This is a genomic window from Fusobacterium sp. DD2, assembly GCF_018205345.1.
Classification (GTDB): Bacteria; Fusobacteriota; Fusobacteriia; order Fusobacteriales; family Fusobacteriaceae; genus Fusobacterium_A.
The window spans coordinates 1-16488 of record NZ_JADRHM010000026.1; the positions used below are offsets into that span (position 1 = coordinate 1).

At 26.3% G+C, this 16488-nt stretch carries 27 protein-coding genes; 16 read left to right on the top strand and 11 right to left on the bottom strand.

The genetic code is table 11. The features are described 5' to 3' along the window. Nucleotides 1–93: 93 nt before the first annotated feature. From IX290_RS05505 to IX290_RS05545, 10 genes are all read right to left on the bottom strand, one after another. Entirely contained in the window at nt 94–1755 is a 1662-nt protein-coding gene (locus IX290_RS05505) for an AAA family ATPase (RefSeq protein WP_211492209.1), read from the bottom strand. Continuing rightward, nucleotides 1745–2779: a dsDNA nuclease domain-containing protein gene (locus IX290_RS05510; protein ID WP_211492210.1), complete on the bottom strand. Its 1035-nt coding sequence runs from the start codon at nt 2777–2779 to the stop codon at nt 1745–1747. Before IX290_RS05510 ends, IX290_RS05505 begins: the two co-directional genes overlap by 11 nt. A 219-nt stretch (nt 2780–2998) precedes the next feature. Next, the gene (locus IX290_RS05515) at nt 2999–3883 is read right to left on the bottom strand and encodes a hypothetical protein (protein ID WP_211492211.1); all 885 of its coding nucleotides are present in this window, start codon (nt 3881–3883) and stop codon (nt 2999–3001) included. A 30-nt stretch (nt 3884–3913) separates the two neighbouring features. Then, complete coding sequence (locus IX290_RS05520; protein ID WP_211492212.1) at nt 3914–4057, bottom strand: hypothetical protein; 144 nt, start codon at nt 4055–4057, stop codon at nt 3914–3916. Between the two features lie 24 nt (nt 4058–4081). Beyond that, nucleotides 4082–4210: a hypothetical protein gene (locus tag IX290_RS11750; protein ID WP_256436450.1), complete on the bottom strand. Its 129-nt coding sequence runs from the start codon at nt 4208–4210 to the stop codon at nt 4082–4084. A gap of 209 nt (nt 4211–4419) precedes the next feature. Then, nucleotides 4420–5664, bottom strand: a complete 1245-nt coding sequence (locus IX290_RS05525) for a hypothetical protein (protein ID WP_211492213.1) — start codon at nt 5662–5664, stop codon at nt 4420–4422. Between the two features lie 66 nt (nt 5665–5730). Beyond that, complete coding sequence (locus tag IX290_RS05530; RefSeq protein ID WP_211492214.1) at nt 5731–5925, bottom strand: hypothetical protein; 195 nt, start codon at nt 5923–5925, stop codon at nt 5731–5733. Between the two features lie 26 nt (nt 5926–5951). Further along, complete coding sequence (locus tag IX290_RS05535; protein WP_211492215.1) at nt 5952–6596, bottom strand: XRE family transcriptional regulator; 645 nt, start codon at nt 6594–6596, stop codon at nt 5952–5954. Between the two features lie 35 nt (nt 6597–6631). Further along, on the bottom strand, nt 6632–7327 hold the full coding sequence (locus tag IX290_RS05540) for an XRE family transcriptional regulator (RefSeq protein ID WP_211492216.1): 696 nt from the start codon (nt 7325–7327) through the stop codon (nt 6632–6634). Between the two features lie 62 nt (nt 7328–7389). After that, complete coding sequence (locus tag IX290_RS05545; protein WP_211492217.1) at nt 7390–8085, bottom strand: XRE family transcriptional regulator; 696 nt, start codon at nt 8083–8085, stop codon at nt 7390–7392. A 153-nt stretch (nt 8086–8238) separates the two neighbouring features. Between IX290_RS05545 and IX290_RS05550 the strand changes: the two genes are divergently transcribed. The 4 genes from IX290_RS05550 to IX290_RS05565 all read left to right on the top strand — a co-directional run bounded on the left by IX290_RS05550 (nt 8239) and on the right by IX290_RS05565 (nt 9746). Further along, nucleotides 8239–8442: a helix-turn-helix transcriptional regulator gene (locus IX290_RS05550; protein WP_211492218.1), complete on the top strand. Its 204-nt coding sequence runs from the start codon at nt 8239–8241 to the stop codon at nt 8440–8442. 509 nt (nt 8443–8951) lie between these two features. Beyond that, nucleotides 8952–9164, top strand: coding sequence for a hypothetical protein (locus IX290_RS05555; protein WP_211492219.1), 213 nt, complete (start codon nt 8952–8954; stop codon nt 9162–9164). A gap of 106 nt (nt 9165–9270) precedes the next feature. Continuing rightward, the gene (locus IX290_RS05560; protein ID WP_211492220.1) at nt 9271–9564 is read left to right on the top strand and encodes a hypothetical protein; all 294 of its coding nucleotides are present in this window, start codon (nt 9271–9273) and stop codon (nt 9562–9564) included. A gap of 41 nt (nt 9565–9605) precedes the next feature. Then, the gene (locus IX290_RS05565) at nt 9606–9746 is read left to right on the top strand and encodes a hypothetical protein (RefSeq protein ID WP_211492221.1); all 141 of its coding nucleotides are present in this window, start codon (nt 9606–9608) and stop codon (nt 9744–9746) included. A 35-nt stretch (nt 9747–9781) separates the two neighbouring features. Here the strand turns inward: IX290_RS05565 and IX290_RS05570 are convergent, their stop codons facing one another. Next, nucleotides 9782–10021, bottom strand: a complete 240-nt coding sequence (locus IX290_RS05570) for a hypothetical protein (RefSeq protein WP_211492222.1) — start codon at nt 10019–10021, stop codon at nt 9782–9784. Nucleotides 10022–10146: 125 nt separating this feature from the next. On the opposite strand from IX290_RS05570, the gene IX290_RS05575 reads away from it, so the two are divergent. From IX290_RS05575 to IX290_RS05630, 12 genes are all read left to right on the top strand, one after another. Then, on the top strand, nt 10147–10548 hold the full coding sequence (locus tag IX290_RS05575) for a hypothetical protein (RefSeq protein WP_211492223.1): 402 nt from the start codon (nt 10147–10149) through the stop codon (nt 10546–10548). Next, a complete protein-coding gene (locus tag IX290_RS05580) occupies nt 10545–10703 on the top strand; it encodes a hypothetical protein (RefSeq protein WP_211492224.1) in 159 nt (52 codons plus the stop codon). The genes IX290_RS05575 and IX290_RS05580 overlap by 4 nt, the downstream gene beginning before the upstream one ends. A gap of 214 nt (nt 10704–10917) precedes the next feature. Further along, nucleotides 10918–11091, top strand: a complete 174-nt coding sequence (locus IX290_RS05585) for a hypothetical protein (RefSeq protein ID WP_211492225.1) — start codon at nt 10918–10920, stop codon at nt 11089–11091. Next, nucleotides 11091–12077 carry a replication protein gene (locus tag IX290_RS05590; protein ID WP_211492226.1) on the top strand — a complete coding sequence of 329 codons (987 nt, stop codon included), beginning with the start codon at nt 11091–11093 and terminating at the stop codon, nt 12075–12077. Before IX290_RS05585 ends, IX290_RS05590 begins: the two co-directional genes overlap by 1 nt. Beyond that, nucleotides 12074–12304: a hypothetical protein gene (locus IX290_RS05595; protein WP_211492227.1), complete on the top strand. Its 231-nt coding sequence runs from the start codon at nt 12074–12076 to the stop codon at nt 12302–12304. Before IX290_RS05590 ends, IX290_RS05595 begins: the two co-directional genes overlap by 4 nt. After that, nucleotides 12294–12635 carry a hypothetical protein gene (locus tag IX290_RS05600; protein ID WP_211492228.1) on the top strand — a complete coding sequence of 114 codons (342 nt, stop codon included), beginning with the start codon at nt 12294–12296 and terminating at the stop codon, nt 12633–12635. Before IX290_RS05595 ends, IX290_RS05600 begins: the two co-directional genes overlap by 11 nt. Nucleotides 12636–12820: 185 nt before the next feature. Continuing rightward, nucleotides 12821–13519: a ParA family protein gene (locus tag IX290_RS05605; RefSeq protein WP_211492229.1), complete on the top strand. Its 699-nt coding sequence runs from the start codon at nt 12821–12823 to the stop codon at nt 13517–13519. Further along, entirely contained in the window at nt 13512–14222 is a 711-nt protein-coding gene (locus tag IX290_RS05610) for a hypothetical protein (protein ID WP_211492230.1), read from the top strand. Before IX290_RS05605 ends, IX290_RS05610 begins: the two co-directional genes overlap by 8 nt. An 18-nt stretch (nt 14223–14240) precedes the next feature. Next, complete coding sequence (locus IX290_RS05615) at nt 14241–14474, top strand: hypothetical protein (protein ID WP_211492231.1); 234 nt, start codon at nt 14241–14243, stop codon at nt 14472–14474. Between the two features lie 328 nt (nt 14475–14802). Next, the gene (locus IX290_RS05620; protein WP_211492232.1) at nt 14803–15003 is read left to right on the top strand and encodes a hypothetical protein; all 201 of its coding nucleotides are present in this window, start codon (nt 14803–14805) and stop codon (nt 15001–15003) included. A 43-nt stretch (nt 15004–15046) separates the two neighbouring features. Then, nucleotides 15047–15973 (top strand): DNA (cytosine-5-)-methyltransferase, encoded by a 927-nt coding sequence (gene dcm, locus IX290_RS05625; protein ID WP_211492233.1) that lies wholly within the window; start codon nt 15047–15049, stop codon nt 15971–15973. A 20-nt stretch (nt 15974–15993) separates the two neighbouring features. Next, nucleotides 15994–16356, top strand: coding sequence for a hypothetical protein (locus IX290_RS05630; RefSeq protein WP_211492234.1), 363 nt, complete (start codon nt 15994–15996; stop codon nt 16354–16356). Nucleotides 16357–16488 lie beyond the last annotated feature (132 nt).

A 16488-nucleotide genomic window follows, 5' to 3' on the forward strand; every position in this document is an offset into this window, starting at 1 on the left:
TAAAAGAACTGCTATAAAGAATAATCGTTTATAACAGTTCTTTCCTCTTGTTAAAATTTACTATTCGTAGCCGTAAATAAGCTTTAAAACTTCTTATTTTAAAATATAGAATATCTTATCTAGTAATTCTTTTTCTGTATCTCCAAGTGCTGTATTACAGATTTCCTCTTTTATTTCAATTACATTGTATTTCTCAATATTTTTAATCTTTATATCTTTATCTGTTTCAGGTATATTAGAACAAATAATTTGAGTATTTAGTTTTAATACATGTTCATTAATTAATTTCTCTAGTCCTTCCGCATTCGAAGTATCTAATGCTTCTTTTATGAATGTATCCCAAATTATTGGAAATTTTATCTTAGAGTATTTCACTAGAATAGAAAAGTATATATAATAACCAATAACTAACGATATATTACTATCTGAACCAGTTTTCTTATTTTGAAACATCATAAATCTATTTTCAAAATAAGAAGCATCATCTTGTGGAAATAAACTATTCACTTCTTTTATTTTAGCATGATAGAAATTTTTTATTTCCTTTTCATATTCTTCTTGTTCTTTTTTCATCACATCTATATTTTTTTTTGTATCTGAAATTAATCTTTCTTTATCATCAATTTGATTTGCATTGTATGTGTATTCATCATTTAGTCCCCTAATTATGCCAAATTTTACATTATTTTCAATTATTTCAGCAAATTTTAAATTCGACTTTGAATTACTAAAAAGCTCCTGAATTTCCAGTAATTTTTTTTCACATATTTCTATTTTTTCATTATTTTTTTTGAGTTTATTTTCCTCTTCTTTTATCAAATTTTTCAATTCTACATATTGAACGACTATTGATGTTTTACTTAATTCTCGCTCATACCTCTGTTCAAATGTTTGATTTAACTTGGAGTTACAAAATTTACATTTTACACTAGCGGTATTTTTCTCTAACTCATCATACAAATTTTCAAGTTGAATTTTCTCAAAATCGTATTCTTTTAAGTTGTTTAAAATCTTAAATTTTTCCCTCTCTAGTTTATTTCTTTCTAATAAAAACTCATTTATTGAAGTTTCTATTTTTTCTATTTCTTTCTTATATTCTTCTACACTAAAACTAATGAGTTCTAGTTTTTTAGTTTCATGTTTTTCTAATAAATTTTTTAATAATTTTTGTTTATTTATTAAATCATTCTTTTCATTTCTTAATACTTTTACATAATTTTGTAATTTTAAGATATCATCATTTGACAATCCTATATATTCTTTATATATTTTTTCTAATTCATTTTTGTCATACATTGTTCTTGACTGATGATTCCCTTTAAATAAATCATTATAGGAATCATCTTGATCAACATAATTAAATAAAAATAAATCAGTAGGATAAGGAATATGGCTATGTGTATCTTTCCCTATCAACTCTGAAGTAATATTCAATTCATGTTTTAAAAATTTTCTATAATCACTTAAGTCATATACTTTTTCGTTGATAAACCAAGCCTTATCACTCATGCGAATAATCTCATGTGTTCTATCTCCAATATTAATATTCAGTATATAAATAAAATCTTTTCTATCAAAGTTATCCGCCCATTTTTTTACAGAAAATCCCAAAGTATACATAATAGACTTGATCAGAGTTGATTTTCCTTGTTTATTATTTCCTGAAATTATATTTACAGAGTCTGAGAATACAAAATTCCCAAATTTTTGGGTACTAATTTCTATAATCTTAAAATTATTAATTTTAATTATCATATTCTCCAATCTCCTTTTCTACAATTTTATCTATAATATACCATGTAATAATGTAAATGTTAATCCTTTTTTTCTGAATTTCATCTAAATTCATTTCTATTAATTTGAGATTTTGATTAAAATAATCTATAAATGAAATATCACATAGACTATCATCTATTTTTATAAAACTTAATATTTCGTGATATAAAATTCTATTTTCTAAATATTCTCCTTTAACATTCATTAATTTTCGATGCCATATAGGTCCTTTATAAGATTCTATATTTTTTATAATTAATTCAGTAAACTTATCTTTTTCATTTTTATTTTGTACACTCTCAAATATCATATTAGTAAAAAATTCAATTTGTGAACTTTCATCAATTGCATGATATATAGTTCCAGCAATGCTATATATTTGTTCTTTACTCATTTGAATTTTCTCTAACTGGTGCTCATAATCATTTGAACAATAAGAGCATAAATAATTAAAACAATTATCCGATTTAACTGTAAATGGGAGTTCATGAAATATTAATTTATTTTGTGGATATTGATATTCATCTAATAAATCTTTAACTTTCTTATAATTTTGTTTGTCTGTTTTAGATAACATATCTTTTTCATATCGTTCAGAATCTAAAGTAAAACTAGGTATCCCTAAATTTACATCAATATTTTTACATATTTTTTTTAGGTTATCTCCTCTTTCTTGCCCAAATACTAAAGTAATGTAATCATGCGGTTCACTATTTAAAACTAATTTCCATAAAATTGACCTGTCGTTATCTTTATTAGAAGTAATAATTTTATTTGGGGTTAACTTTTCTGATTTTACTTGCATTTTATATTTTTTATTCAATGTTAAGTTTTCAAGCCATATATCATCTGTTTTTTCTGCTGCAAGTTTAAATTGATATCCATGTTTATGGAGTGCCATCATAAAAAAAATGGCTGCATATGTTTGAAAATTATATCCCCTAATTGCTAATTTCCCACCATTATCTTCATAATCAGCAGCTGCTTTTTCTAATTTATTCATAATCTCTCCTCTAATATGAATTTTACTACAATTTTCTACTACCACGATGTTTATCAATTTTAATATATCCAGATGACACCTCCTAAGAATTCTGTCTGTATCATCTTTTTATCAATAATATCTAAAACTTTTCTTTTGCCATACCAGGATATATAATTTTTATATTTTTAATAAAAATTTAGTTGATATAAGAAAACTATCTTCTCCTATATATCTTATTCATTTGTTTATGTTCTTAAGTAATTTTCGTATTAGTTTTAATTTTTCTATTAATTTCAATTTTTGTATTATTATTACAAATAGCCAACTAATAATAAAAATTAATATATTACACAGCGATATACTTTCATAAAATTTAATCAATTCTTTTATATTTATAAAACAAATAAATAATAATAAAGTATAAAATAAAGTAGGTATTATTTTTTTTTGATCTACAACAGTACTGCCTTCTTCTGAAGATGCTTCATCATCTTCAGACAGTTCATTTCCCTTATTATTAGATTCACACGATTCTTCTATAAATTCTATATAAAATTCACCTGGTTTTAATTGAATATATTGATATTTATCATTTTTTTCATTATAGAGCAGGATTTCAATAAAATTCTCATGTATTTCTTGCCCTATTAAATCACCATAAAAATATAATTCACCATTTGAATAATTCTTGACTACAACTGTTCTTTTTTTCATTTCATTTGGAAAATCACTTGGAGAATTTATAATCCAATCTAAAAGATTTTCAAAACCATGATTATAAGTAACATCATAGTTTTGTAAATACTCATTTAAACTTCCTAAATTTCTTATATATGATAGCAATAAAGCTATAAATATTCCTATTCCTATATTTAGAATAAATTCAAATATATCAAACTTTCCAGACTTTAAAATATTATTTATATTAAAAAAATTATCTGGTTTTTGGTGAAAAAGAAACACTGTTGATACTATTCTTATTAAAACTCCCAATATGAAAGAATAAAATACAATTTCAATACTTGTATAACTCTTCCTTTTTGAATTTAAAAGTTGTAGTAGAGCTACGGATACAACTCCTGGAAATAGAAGAAAACCATAGTCTAATAATTGATAATCCATTTGGCTTTTCACCCCTAAAAAATTTTATATTTATGATTTCTTCTTTTTTTTAGATTGCTTATGCTTTTTTTTACGAAAATAATAAGGATTTAAAGAAAAATTAAGAGTTTCTGTTCTTGTTTTTTTTCTGAGTTCTTTTTTCTTAGTATGTATCTTTTCTTTATCGCTTTTCATCAGTTTAACTCCTTATATCTAATATTATTTCTCTTTTTCAGTGTTATTATTCATAGCTTTTTTCTTTTTATTTTGAATATTTTTTATTTTAACTACATTAAGCCCTTCGTTTAAAGGTTGTACTCTATTCGAATTTTGTTTTTTATTAGACATATTCTTACCTCCTTGTATTTTTTAAACTATTTCTATAATAGCAATTTCATCATTGCTTTTCTATATGAATATCTAGTGCATAGAGTTAGTTCTATTTTACTATCCATTAATATTCATAATAGTCCTAATATATTTTTTCCTAATTAATGCGGTAAATAGTAGTATCTGTATTATTTTTTATTTCCTAAAATCCTTATACTCTTTGTTAATTATATGTATTTAAAAACACCTATCTTATCTATAAACATCTTCTCAATTTCATCTGAGGATATTCTATGTTGCTTAAATGCTTCATATAACTTTAACAAGTCATATGTTGGTATAATCAAACTCTTATTTCTTTCTGCTAAATTTATTTGATTTTCATGAATTTCATTTCTTTCATTAATAGGAGAATTCCTATTGTAATTAATAATTAATAATGCTTTTACATTCTCTTCCTTATTTTCATCATTTAATTTATCTATATACATATTATAGTGATTATCCAATTGTGATATATTTGCATTTTTTACAGATCCATTAACTCCCTTTATTTCTCCGATAAAAGTTATATTTTCCTTTTTTATTAAAAAGTCTTCTTTTCTTTCGTCTGTAAAATTATTTAAGTTATAGTCTAATATATCACCCAAGATATCAAAAACTACTTTTACCAATTCATCACCAGTTGCATAAAGAATAGACTTGTAATATAAATTTTTATCTAAAATTTTCTTAGATGTCTCTATTTCTTCTTGAGCTTTATTTATAATTTTATTATTTTCTTTTATTTTTTCTTTTTCTTCTTTATCATTAAGAAAATTAATAGTTTCAAGCCAATCTGGTACAGTTGATTTCTCCTCTATTAATTTTATTTTTTTTAAAAAAGGAATAATACTTTCTTGGAATTCTTTATTGAAAATCCTTTCAAAGTTTAAAGTAGTTAAATATACTCGTTCATTAAATTTTATTGTTGTTGCTTTATCTGAAGAAGATTTTGTTAAGACTTCCTTTTTTTCATTAAAGCAAAAATCAGCCATTAGAACAATATTATTATCAATCACAGTTGCTGTTCTTTCATATAGTATTTTAACTTCCTTGTCAATTTTTAAAAGATAAGAAATTATCTCTGAAACTTGTGGAATCATATCTTTTAATAATTTTTTTTCGTCTCTCCAAACCATTCCTTTTACTGTTTTATATTCATATCTTTCATTTTGAGGATAAAAAATAATAAATTTTGTATTTTTACTATTTTGTATCATGTCTTTTAGACTATCAATATCATTAATAACATCTATTTTTAAAATATTTTCCGAATTTGAATTTTTCCAAATATAATTAAAATCTATAATATTTATATCGAAACTATCTAAAGAAAAAGGAGAAGACAATTTACTAAATAAAAATATATTTTCATTAATTTTTTTAGTTTGCTCTGCTTCTATTCTAGTACTGATATATTGTATTTTCACTTAAATTCCTCCAAAAATATTTATAAAAAGTTTTATAAAACTAATTTTTTATTTCCCCAAAATAATTTAGTAACAAACCTTACAAGGAGTCCTATTCCCTACTTCAGAAATATCAACTTCCATAATATTTTTGCTTCTTGACAATGTCCTACAATTTTTAGTTGAATGATATTTTTTACCTTTTGGTGTGATGTAAACAGTTTGAGCAGCAATAGCAAGAACTGAAAATAGAATAAAAACTGATAATAACATTTTTTTCATAAATAATCCTCTCCACACATATTATTTTATAACTTTCCCTCTAATATAAACTTAACTGCTCTTCCTTTAACAGAAAACCCATTTAACATTTCTTCCACTATATAGATATCTTCAAATTGTGGATTGACACTTTTTAATATTATTGCTTTAAGTTGTTCATTTCTAAAAACTTTCTTTATGTATGTTTGACCATCAAAAGTAACCACATATATTTTTCCATCAATAATATCAACTTCTCTTGGATCCACTACTATATATGCTCCATCTTGAATAAGTGGTTCCATAGATGTTCCTGAAACTTCTATCAAATAACAATTGGAATCAAATCCATTTTTTCTAATTGCAATTGATTTTATATTTTCTTCAAAATTAAGGCATCCATTACCTGCAGAGGTGATTGCACGAACTGGAATTTTAATTAGAGTATCACCTATTCTATGCACGTTTGATAAATCCCTTCCTAAAAAAGCAGAATCTATTTTCAATCTCTCAGTTTCGTTTAACTGTAGAGCCTTTATAATTTTATCTAGAGTTTTTCTACTGCCACGACTTCTACCAGTTTCAATATCTCCAAGTGTTCCGCTACCAATACCAGCTTTCTTTGCAAGTTCCAGTTGACTGATTCCTTTCTCTTCTCTTAATTTTTTTACAATAATAGCTAAAGTACTCAAAATATCTCCTATATTCTTTTTTACTACTCTACCTTTTATTCATCAGTATTCATAATAGTCCCAATATATCTCCCAACAACAATAAAGTCGTCACTTGGTTGTACATGAATATCTGGATAATCCCTGTTGTCACTCCTTAAAAATATACTATCTCCCATTTTACACAATCTTTTTAGATAAGACTCATTATTTAGAATAAATGCCCCTATACGATTATTAGGGACTTCTACATCTTTCTTTATAAACACAATAGATTTATCCTCTATTGTATGCTCCATACTATCCCCATCTACTCTTACTGCAAATACATCTCCAGTAAAAATACCATCTACTGGTACAGTAATATGACTAATTATATCTGCTTCACAGCCACCATTTCCTGCACATATATTACTAAAAACTGGAATTTTTTTATTTTTTTCTGTTACATGTACATTAGTAATAGAATCTTTATTCAAATTTTCAATTTCTTTTTCCAATTTTTTTATTTTTTCAACAATATATGGTGGAACTGCTTTATCCTCAATTAATAATTGATAAAAATGATTTTTTTCTTGTTCATTGAAATTTAATCCACTCAGTATTTTTTCATGAGTTTCATTAGTTCCAACTAAGTTCCCCTTTTCAATGTCTGAAATATAACTGTGAGATAATCCTGTCTTATAAGCAACTTGCCTTAATGATAATCCCCTCTGTTTTCTAATCGATTTGATATATTCTCCAGCTTTCATTTTTCCTCTTGTTTTAATTTAATAAAATTTTAAATGTCCGTAAAAATATACATATCTTCATATCATTCATCAGTATTCATAATAGTCCCAATATATCTCCCAACAACAATAAAGTCATCATTTGGTTGTACATGAATATCTGGATAATCCCTGTTGTCACTCCTTAAAAATATACTATCTCCCATTTTACACAATCTTTTTAGATAAGACTCATTATTTAGAATAAATGCCCCTATACGATTATTAGGTACTTCTACATCTTTTTTTATGAACACAATAGATTTATCCTCTATTGTATGCTCCATACTATCCCCATCTACTCTTACTGCAAATACATCTCCAGTAAAAATACCATCTACTGGTACAGTAATATGACTAATTATATCTGCTTCACAGCCACCATTTCCTGCACATATATTACTATATATAGGTATAATTTTTCTTTTAAATTCTATCTCTGCATTAGAATCGAGTTTCATATTTTTATAATAATTGACTTGTCTTTGTAACTTTTCAAGTTCTTCTTTCACAGACACAGGAGTTTTTTCAAGATCTCTCATCCTATAATATAACTCCTTTTCTTCTGATGTTAACTTCAAAGCATCTAAGATTTTATCTATTTTTTCGTAAGTACCAAAGTTTACACCATTTTCTAAGTCTGCTATCTGAGTATGAGATACACCTGACGCTCCACTTAAAGCTCTTAATGAAAGTCCTAATTTTATTCTGCATTTTTTTAAAAATTCTCCTGACTTCATGATACCCTCCTAGCATTAATTATACCCAATTTCATAAGAAAAAGTAAGTAAATTTATTTATTATTTTAAAAAAAAATGTAAGTAATTATATTGACATATCAAAATAAATGTTTTATAATCACAGTAAGTAAAAGTATTTACAAAGGAGGAAATATGACTTTAAAAAAATATCTAAAAAAAAATAACATTTCTCAAACCTTCTTATCTAAAAAATTAAAAATAAGAAAACAAACAGTTTCTACACAGCTAAAATATTGGGAAAACGGTGGAACTCCCACATTAAAATCTATCATTGCTTGGAGTAATGCTCTTAATATTTCTAGTACAAAATTTTTGGAAATGTTATTAAGTAAATAAGTAAGTAAATAAATTTACATACTTATCGAAAAATAATTTTAAATTTATTTCCTGATATTTTCAAAATTAAATAAACTATTAACCATTTATATCATATTCAACAACCATTGTATCAATGATTTTTATTGAACATTGGCAATTGAATATAACCAAAAATATGGAGGTGATGAATTAAACATTTTTAAAAAATATTTAAGAAAGCTCCAAAAAATAAAAAAGACCCCGTAGGGTGTGAGGTGACTACCTGTTTTTATACCACCACCAAGCAATTATACAAAAGGCTATAAATAGTCCTCCGTTAATTGTGTTAATGTTGATAGTAATGTACATAGTAGTACCTCCTTAAAATGTGTAATTTCTGTCTTGCTTAAGGGCAGAATAAAAGCCCCAATAAAACTATTAGGGCTAGTATTCTAAGCTTAATTTTTTTACACATTTTAAGTCCCTTACGGGTTGATACTTGAATTATATCATCTATTTTGCAAAAAGTAAAGAAAGGAGGAATAAAAATGACAGATATTATTTTTTCAAAAGAACAAGTTTTAAAACAATTTAACACTAATGAACTTTTAGCAGAAATAGTTACTAGAAAAGAGGAGAATTTAGACAAGCTTATAGAAACATATTTAATAGCTGGAGTTATTCTGAAAGGTAAACTTAGAATTGGTGATGAGCTTAAACAAGAAATTATAGAAAAATTAAAGGGGTATTCAGTAGATTAGTTTTCATTTTTATATAGGGAATAGTTAGTCCTATTCTCCTAATTATCTATAATTCATCACAAAATATTAGGAGGTATTACATGAGAAAAAGAAATTAAAACAAAATATGAAAAAAATTGATTCTATTTCGTACTTAAAGTTGGCTCATAGAATTGACAGCATGGAACTGATTTTAAGTCAACTAACTTTTAAACAAGAAAAACTTTTGTTATCAATGAAACGACAATTAAAAAAAGCCAAAAAAATTAAATCTAACGACCTCAAAGCTTTATACCAAAAATATTATTATTTGGAATTATGTTTTTCAAAACATATATTTTTTAACAAATATATTTTTAAATACTGCGAATTAATTACCAAAAAATTGTTGTATAAAGGCGTTACTTTCCCTTATGAATAAGCCATTCAACAATCCAATTTCCAAAGGAGGTGACAAGAAAAATGAGCCTACCAGTGAATGAAAAGGATAAATTAAATAATTTTTTAGAAATTATGGAAAAGATAAATAACAAAATGAAAGAGCTAGGAATATCTGATGAAAACTTTGCTGAAATATTAAAAGTTTATATAAACCAAATTTAAAAATTTAAAAATGGGCTAGATTTTATAGTTATTGACTAATCTTCAATTAGAGTTTTGTCGTAATTTTCAATAGCATCTAGCATGCTGTTTACGTAATCTTCTTGATAATTTCCTGTGTACTTTACAAAGCCAACTGAAAGAATAGTACCAGAATTTCCTAATAAAATTTCAGTTTTTATACCGTAGTTGTCTTCAGTTGTTTTAAAAGAAAGATGTGTAGTGAATCTTTTTCTCATATTACTTCTTGCTTTATTAAACTTTAATTTTAAATCCATTAAATCGCCTCCATAAGGATACTCTAGCCCATCAATTTTATTATATCCTTTTGGAGGGGATAAAACAACCCTTCAATGAGGGACTTACCTTATATAAACTTTTAATTTTGTAAAAAGGAGGGAATATGGCTAAACCAATTAATGCCAGTTTAGAACTGGAAAGAAGTATGAATCTCCAATCACGAGTAATGACTATTGAAGAGACTCTAAGACATTCATCGGTAATAGATGAAATAGATGACCAACGAAGAAAACATTTACACGAAATTATTACATGGACAAAAGAGCAGCACAACTATTTTTTAAAAGTTTTATCTGACAGTGAAGTAAAAGATAAATTTGAAGATTTTATACTGAAGTTTAACAAGATTATTGACACAGTTCTTACAAAAGAAATGGAACTGGAAAATATAGATGATCAGAATAGAGAATTTTTGATTAACTATATAGCTATTACTAGAGAAAAGCTCAGAGATGAAAACTCTTCTTTTGAAAAAGAAATTATTTCAAGGAGAATCAATAAATGATTAGATGCCCAAATTGTTACAGTAAACTCAAAAGTTATTGCACAAAAACAAAAAAAGGTAAATTAATCAGATACTACAAATGCAAAATTTGTGGAAGCTCTTTTAAGACAAGATTTGAAAAAGTGGAAGTTGAAAGAATAATAAAAGGAGATTAATCTCTTAATCTCCCTAATTAAATATAATGACGGCTATCGTTATATTATAATTAATTCTATCATACTTCCTCAGATTAAGCAAGTAATCAGGAGGAATTTTTATGGTAACAACCAGTATTCAATTACAAAAATTAATAGAAAAATATGGAAAAGATTTTAATCTAAAAAAAGCACTTGAATTAGAAAATTTGGGAAGAAAAAAGGGGGCAAATAAATGTTAGTTGATATCTATGTTGTATGTGGCTATGTAGCTGGTGATAATTCTTATCCTCTAATATCTTTTACAACCAAAGAGGAAGCTTTAAGACATATAAAAATTTTTGAAAAAGACCACAAAAATGGAAATTTTACGATTCAAAAAATTGCATTAAAAAAGGATGATGAATGATGGCTATTATTAAGATAAAAACTAGACAAAACCCTTATTTACAAATAGATAAAACAGGAATAAATGATCCTAACTTAAGTTTTAAAGCTACTGGACTTCTAGCTTATTTAGTTGGTTTACCTGCTGACTGGAAGATTGTTTTAGAGCAACTTGCAACAGCTAAAAGTGATGGACTAGCTTCTTGTAAAGCAGCATTGAAAGAGTTGAGAGCAAATAATTATTGCCACTATTTTGAAATAAGAAAAAGTGGAAAGGTAGTTGAAACATTTTATATGATTTATGAAGTCCCAACTCCTTTCACAGAACAAATAGAACAGGAACTCTTAGATGATATTGATGATAAAGAAAATGCATACAAAATACTATATAAAGCTGTAAATTCTAAAGATAGCATTTCTGAGTGTTCTCAACCGAAAGTCGATTTTCCGTTAGCGGCTAAACCGCTAGCAGAAAATCATCGACTACAAATAAATAATATAACAAATAATACAATTAACAAAAATCATGATCATGAAGAACATGACCTTGATGTTTTTGAAAAACTTTTTAAAGAAGAATTTAATATTAATTTTACCTTAACCAATCAAAAAGCAATAAAAAAATTATTGCTAAAACAAAGTGAACAAAAAGTAATAGATTACTTAGTAGAATTATATTCAAATCTAAAATCAACTCCAGGAGTTAAGAACATAGCTGCATTATTTAGTTCAAAGTTAAAAAAGGGAGAAAGGCAAATAACTAAAAAAGAAAGAGAAAAGATTCTTGAAAAAGAAAAACCAGTAAATATAGCATCTCCTGAAGAGATAAGAAAAAAATTAAGAGAACGTTGTAATTATTATCTCAATCTATGGACAATCAGTCACAATAAAAATAATTCTATCAATCGATACAAACATGATACTGAAATATATAAGAATTTATATCCTGAGCTAGTTCAAGAGTATGAAATAAAATTAAAAAAGGCACTTTCAGGAGGGAGTAAATGAGTAAGACTATAAATATACCTGTTGAATCTTATAAGCAAATAATAAATCTATGCAATGAACTAGGAATTGATGCTACCTCTTATGATGGAATTGATAAAAAATTTGCAGGAAAATTAATATTTGACTTATCTCGCATTTTCTTATTCAAAAAGGGAGATTTAAAAAATGGTGTTATAAAAGCTCCAATACCTAGTGACTATAAAAAGGGAGGTAAATATGACATTTGATCAATTTCTTAAAGAGATTCAGTTTCATAAACCCTTTCTACTCGATATGCGGGATTATGAAATTGATTTCCTTATGCATGCAGCTGATGAATATGATTTTAATAAAACAGAATTAATGTATGCAATAGTCGATTATCGTGAAAAGCATAAATGCAGAGAGAGATTTTTTTTCAAAGATAAAAAAACAGGTAAGATCTACAAATCAAAAAAAGATTATTTCTTAGAAAATAATCTCCCAATTTGGAATGCTTATAAAAAGGATGACTATCCTTTGGAAAAGCTGACATTAAATGACTTGGATAAAATAGGAGTTGATTTTCTTGAATTATAAATATTTTATTTCATTTTGCTATCGAGATTCTGATTCTTACCAAGGATTTGGGAATGGAACTTTCGTTATCAGTAAAAAAATTGAATCAGACACAGATATTAAACAAATAACTCAGCATTTTACAAAAACTGGAAATCATAAAGATCTAGTTATTCTTGGAATATCACTATTAGGAGTTGATGCAAATGGCAGCAATAATATTAATTAAAGCAAATAAAGGAGGTGTTGGTAAGAGTTGGATCACACTCCAACTGGCACATCACTTTGCAATTAAAAATAAAAAAGTATTAATTTTAACATCAGATTCTCAAAATAATATTCCTGATTTTGCTGGTGTGAATATAAATACTCATGCTGACCTTGAAGAATGGATTTTAAATGGTAATAGTGAACTAATAGAGCTAAGAAACAATCTATTCTATATCCCTTTTCATTCTGTTAATTTAGACGACTCTCTAAAACACAAGTTTGAGATTTTTATAGATACTATTAAAACAGAATTTGACTATATCTTTATCGATTCTACACCAGTACTAAATTTAGACAATATTTTTATAGGTGTAGCTGATAAGATTGTTATCCCAACTTTCTTAGATATGGTTACAATGAATTCTATCTTAACTTTACTTGATACAGTCCCAGCTGAAAAAGTTAAAGCTATAATCCCTAATAGAACTGGAAGATGCAGTCTTGAAAAAGTATATTTTGAATCCTTAAAAGATATTTTAGGAAATCTCATATATCTTTCTGTTCCAATACGTCAATCTGCACTAATTTCAAAGATGATTGACCAGGGAAAAACAATTTGGGAGAGTAAATCAAGAGCAGCTATAGAATTACAATCTACCTTTTATCCAGTCTTGGAAGTGATAAAAAATGAGTAATAATTTAACCAGGAAAGAAAATCTAATGAATAAGCTTAAAGCTAAAATGGAAGAAGCAACATGGAAGTCTTCCTTTGATTTCGAAAGTTTCGAAATAGATCAGGACACTAAAGAATTTATAGTTGCAAGAGAAGAAATAATTGTAAATAGTTTTAAAAAGTATGCCACTGGAAAGTATGAAATGTGTACTGCACTTTACGAAGTTAAAGTACGATTACAAGAAAAAGGGGAGAGCTTTATGGCTTGGTATCAGAATTTAGGTTTAACCAAAGATAAGGTTAGCGAGCTTCTTAAGACAAACGAGTTATATCTTCAAGCTCCTCAATACCGCGATTATATTTCTAGCCTGTCTGGGTTAGCTGTAAGAATACTTACTCACAAGGATGTTAGTCCCCAAGTGGCCTTAAATATAATGGAAAAAGGAATAAAAAATACTACTGAAATTCGGGAACTTCTAGAAAATAAAACTGATGATGAAAATGAAAAAATAAAAGTAATTGATACTGCTGTTGCAGTAAAGAAAAGAAAAAAAATAGCAAATAAAATGATAAATTCTTGCTTGAAAAAAATAGATGCAGGGGATCTTAAGACAGCAAAACAAGATGTTAAATTTTTTAAAGAAATATTAAAGGAACTTGAAGAAAAAATAGAAGCAATCGAAGATGAAAATGCTAAAAAAAGCAATTTAAAAATACCTATTTAAACTTCTGGAGATGATATTATGAAACATTGGTATGATTTTCCTGAGGATGTTGATTTATCAAGGAGTGGTAAAAGCTGGACAAGATTGGAATTGATTGATTTAGTTGGATGGTATGACATACTAGGAGCATATGATGTCGCTTTAATGCTTTCTCGAACATATAAAACTACTTGTGGCAAATACTGGGAATTGAAAAAACAAGGGAAAATAGAAAAATATAAAAAGATCTTTAAAGATGGAAATTATTATTAAAAGGGGAGTGATGCTAATGCTGAAGTTAAAAAGATTTTTATTACAATTTAATATTATAGTCTCCAGCATTAGCAAGAATCTCTATCAGTTTAATTATAATGGCAAAATATATAATCTTAAATATTGCCCAGAACTTATACCAAGATTACGTTACAAGTTATATAGTTTTAATCCAGTTAAACGCAATTTTACCTTAGAATTCCAAGGCGGTGTAGGAATGTTGTTAGAGTTTATGAAAATGAAAATGGAGAGATAGATGATTGCTTGGTTTAAAAAAATATTTAATTGGAAAATAAAATTTTATGGAAAATTTTGAAATGGAGGAAAAATGCTAATAAGTTGTAAATTTGAAAATGGTAGAATTAGATCTTTTAACTTAGACTATTGCGTAGAAATAATGATAGATGATAAAAGAATAGAACTTGAATTACTAAGAGGAAAAGATTGTTCAACTATTGTTATTACACCTGAAATAATTACTAATTTTAATGAAGTATCAGACAAGATACTAGACTTTATATATGATTAAAGAAAATTTTTAATATAAAAATACTTCTTTGGAGGAAAATACAATGAAAATATTAGAATTATTTGGTGGGATTGGAGCCCCACGAAGAGCCCTAATTAATCTAAAAATTCCACATAAAAGTATAGATTATGTTGAAATTGATGAAAAAGCAGTAAGAACATATAATGCTATGTTTGCTAAGTATGATTTAAAAAAACCACAAAACGTTATAGGTTGGAATTTGTGCCCTGATATCTTGATTCATGGTAGTCCATGTCAAGATTTTAGTATTGCTGGTAAACAAAAAGGTGCAGATGAAGGGACCAATACGAGAAGTAGTTTAATGTGGGAAACAATTAAAATAATTAAAAATATGGGAGTTTGGAAGCCTAAAATTGTTATTTGGGAAAATGTTAAAAATGTACTTTCTAAGCATATGAAACATAACTTCAATAAATATTTAAATGAAATGGAAAAATTAGGATATAAAAGTAATTACTCTGTTTTAAATGCTAAAAATTTTGGGATTCCACAAAATCGAGAACGGGTTTTTGTTATAAGTCTTTTAGGAAATAAAAAATTTGATTTTTCCAAACTTAAAAAAAAGCAAATGAAGCACATAAAGTATTTTTTAGAAGATACAGAATTATCAAAATACATAGTAACTCAACCATCCATGTTAAAAAAAATAAATTGTAATAAATCTTTGTCTGTACCAATAATTAAAGATTACTGTTATACAATAACAACAAAGCAAATGCGAAGCCCAAATGCAGGAGTATTACAACTTCCTAATGGAAAATATAGGTATCTAACTGAAAGAGAATGTTGGCGATTAATGGGATTCACAGATGAAGATTTTGAAAAAGCAGCCAAAGAACAAAAACTGAATAGAAAATATATGAATGGATCACTCTATAAACAAGCTGGGAATAGTATTTGTGTTCCAGTTTTAGAGGCAATATTTAAAGCTTTATTTCAAATTAAATAATTACTAAGAAGGTGAGGTTAATGAAAGCAAAACTGATAATAACAGATAAGAAAAATAATAATCTAGGTGCTGCAATAAGAGTAAAAAATATATATGATGTGAAAACTTTGATGGAAGCTGCATATAAATATGGACTTCAAGGATATGAATTAAAAGTAATTGTAAAAGACGAAACAATTGAATCTGGAGAATCACAATTACTTGAACTACAACTATTAGTTGATGACTTAATTAAAGAACTAAAAGAACACGAAGAAAGAATTGGAGAGTTAGAAAATACAACAGAACGTTTTCAAGATAATATTTGGGATTTTGAACATGAACTTGAACGTATTAAACCTAAAAATACTTTTAGGAAACCTACACCACCACCACAAAAATAAGGAGGGAGCAAGAATATTAATTATAAATATACACATTTATTTAAAATAATAAAAATAAATTGTGCAATTACAAGTTTCAATGTTGCATGTTCAGGAGCAGCCTTATATTTATTATTAGGAGTATTTGCTTTA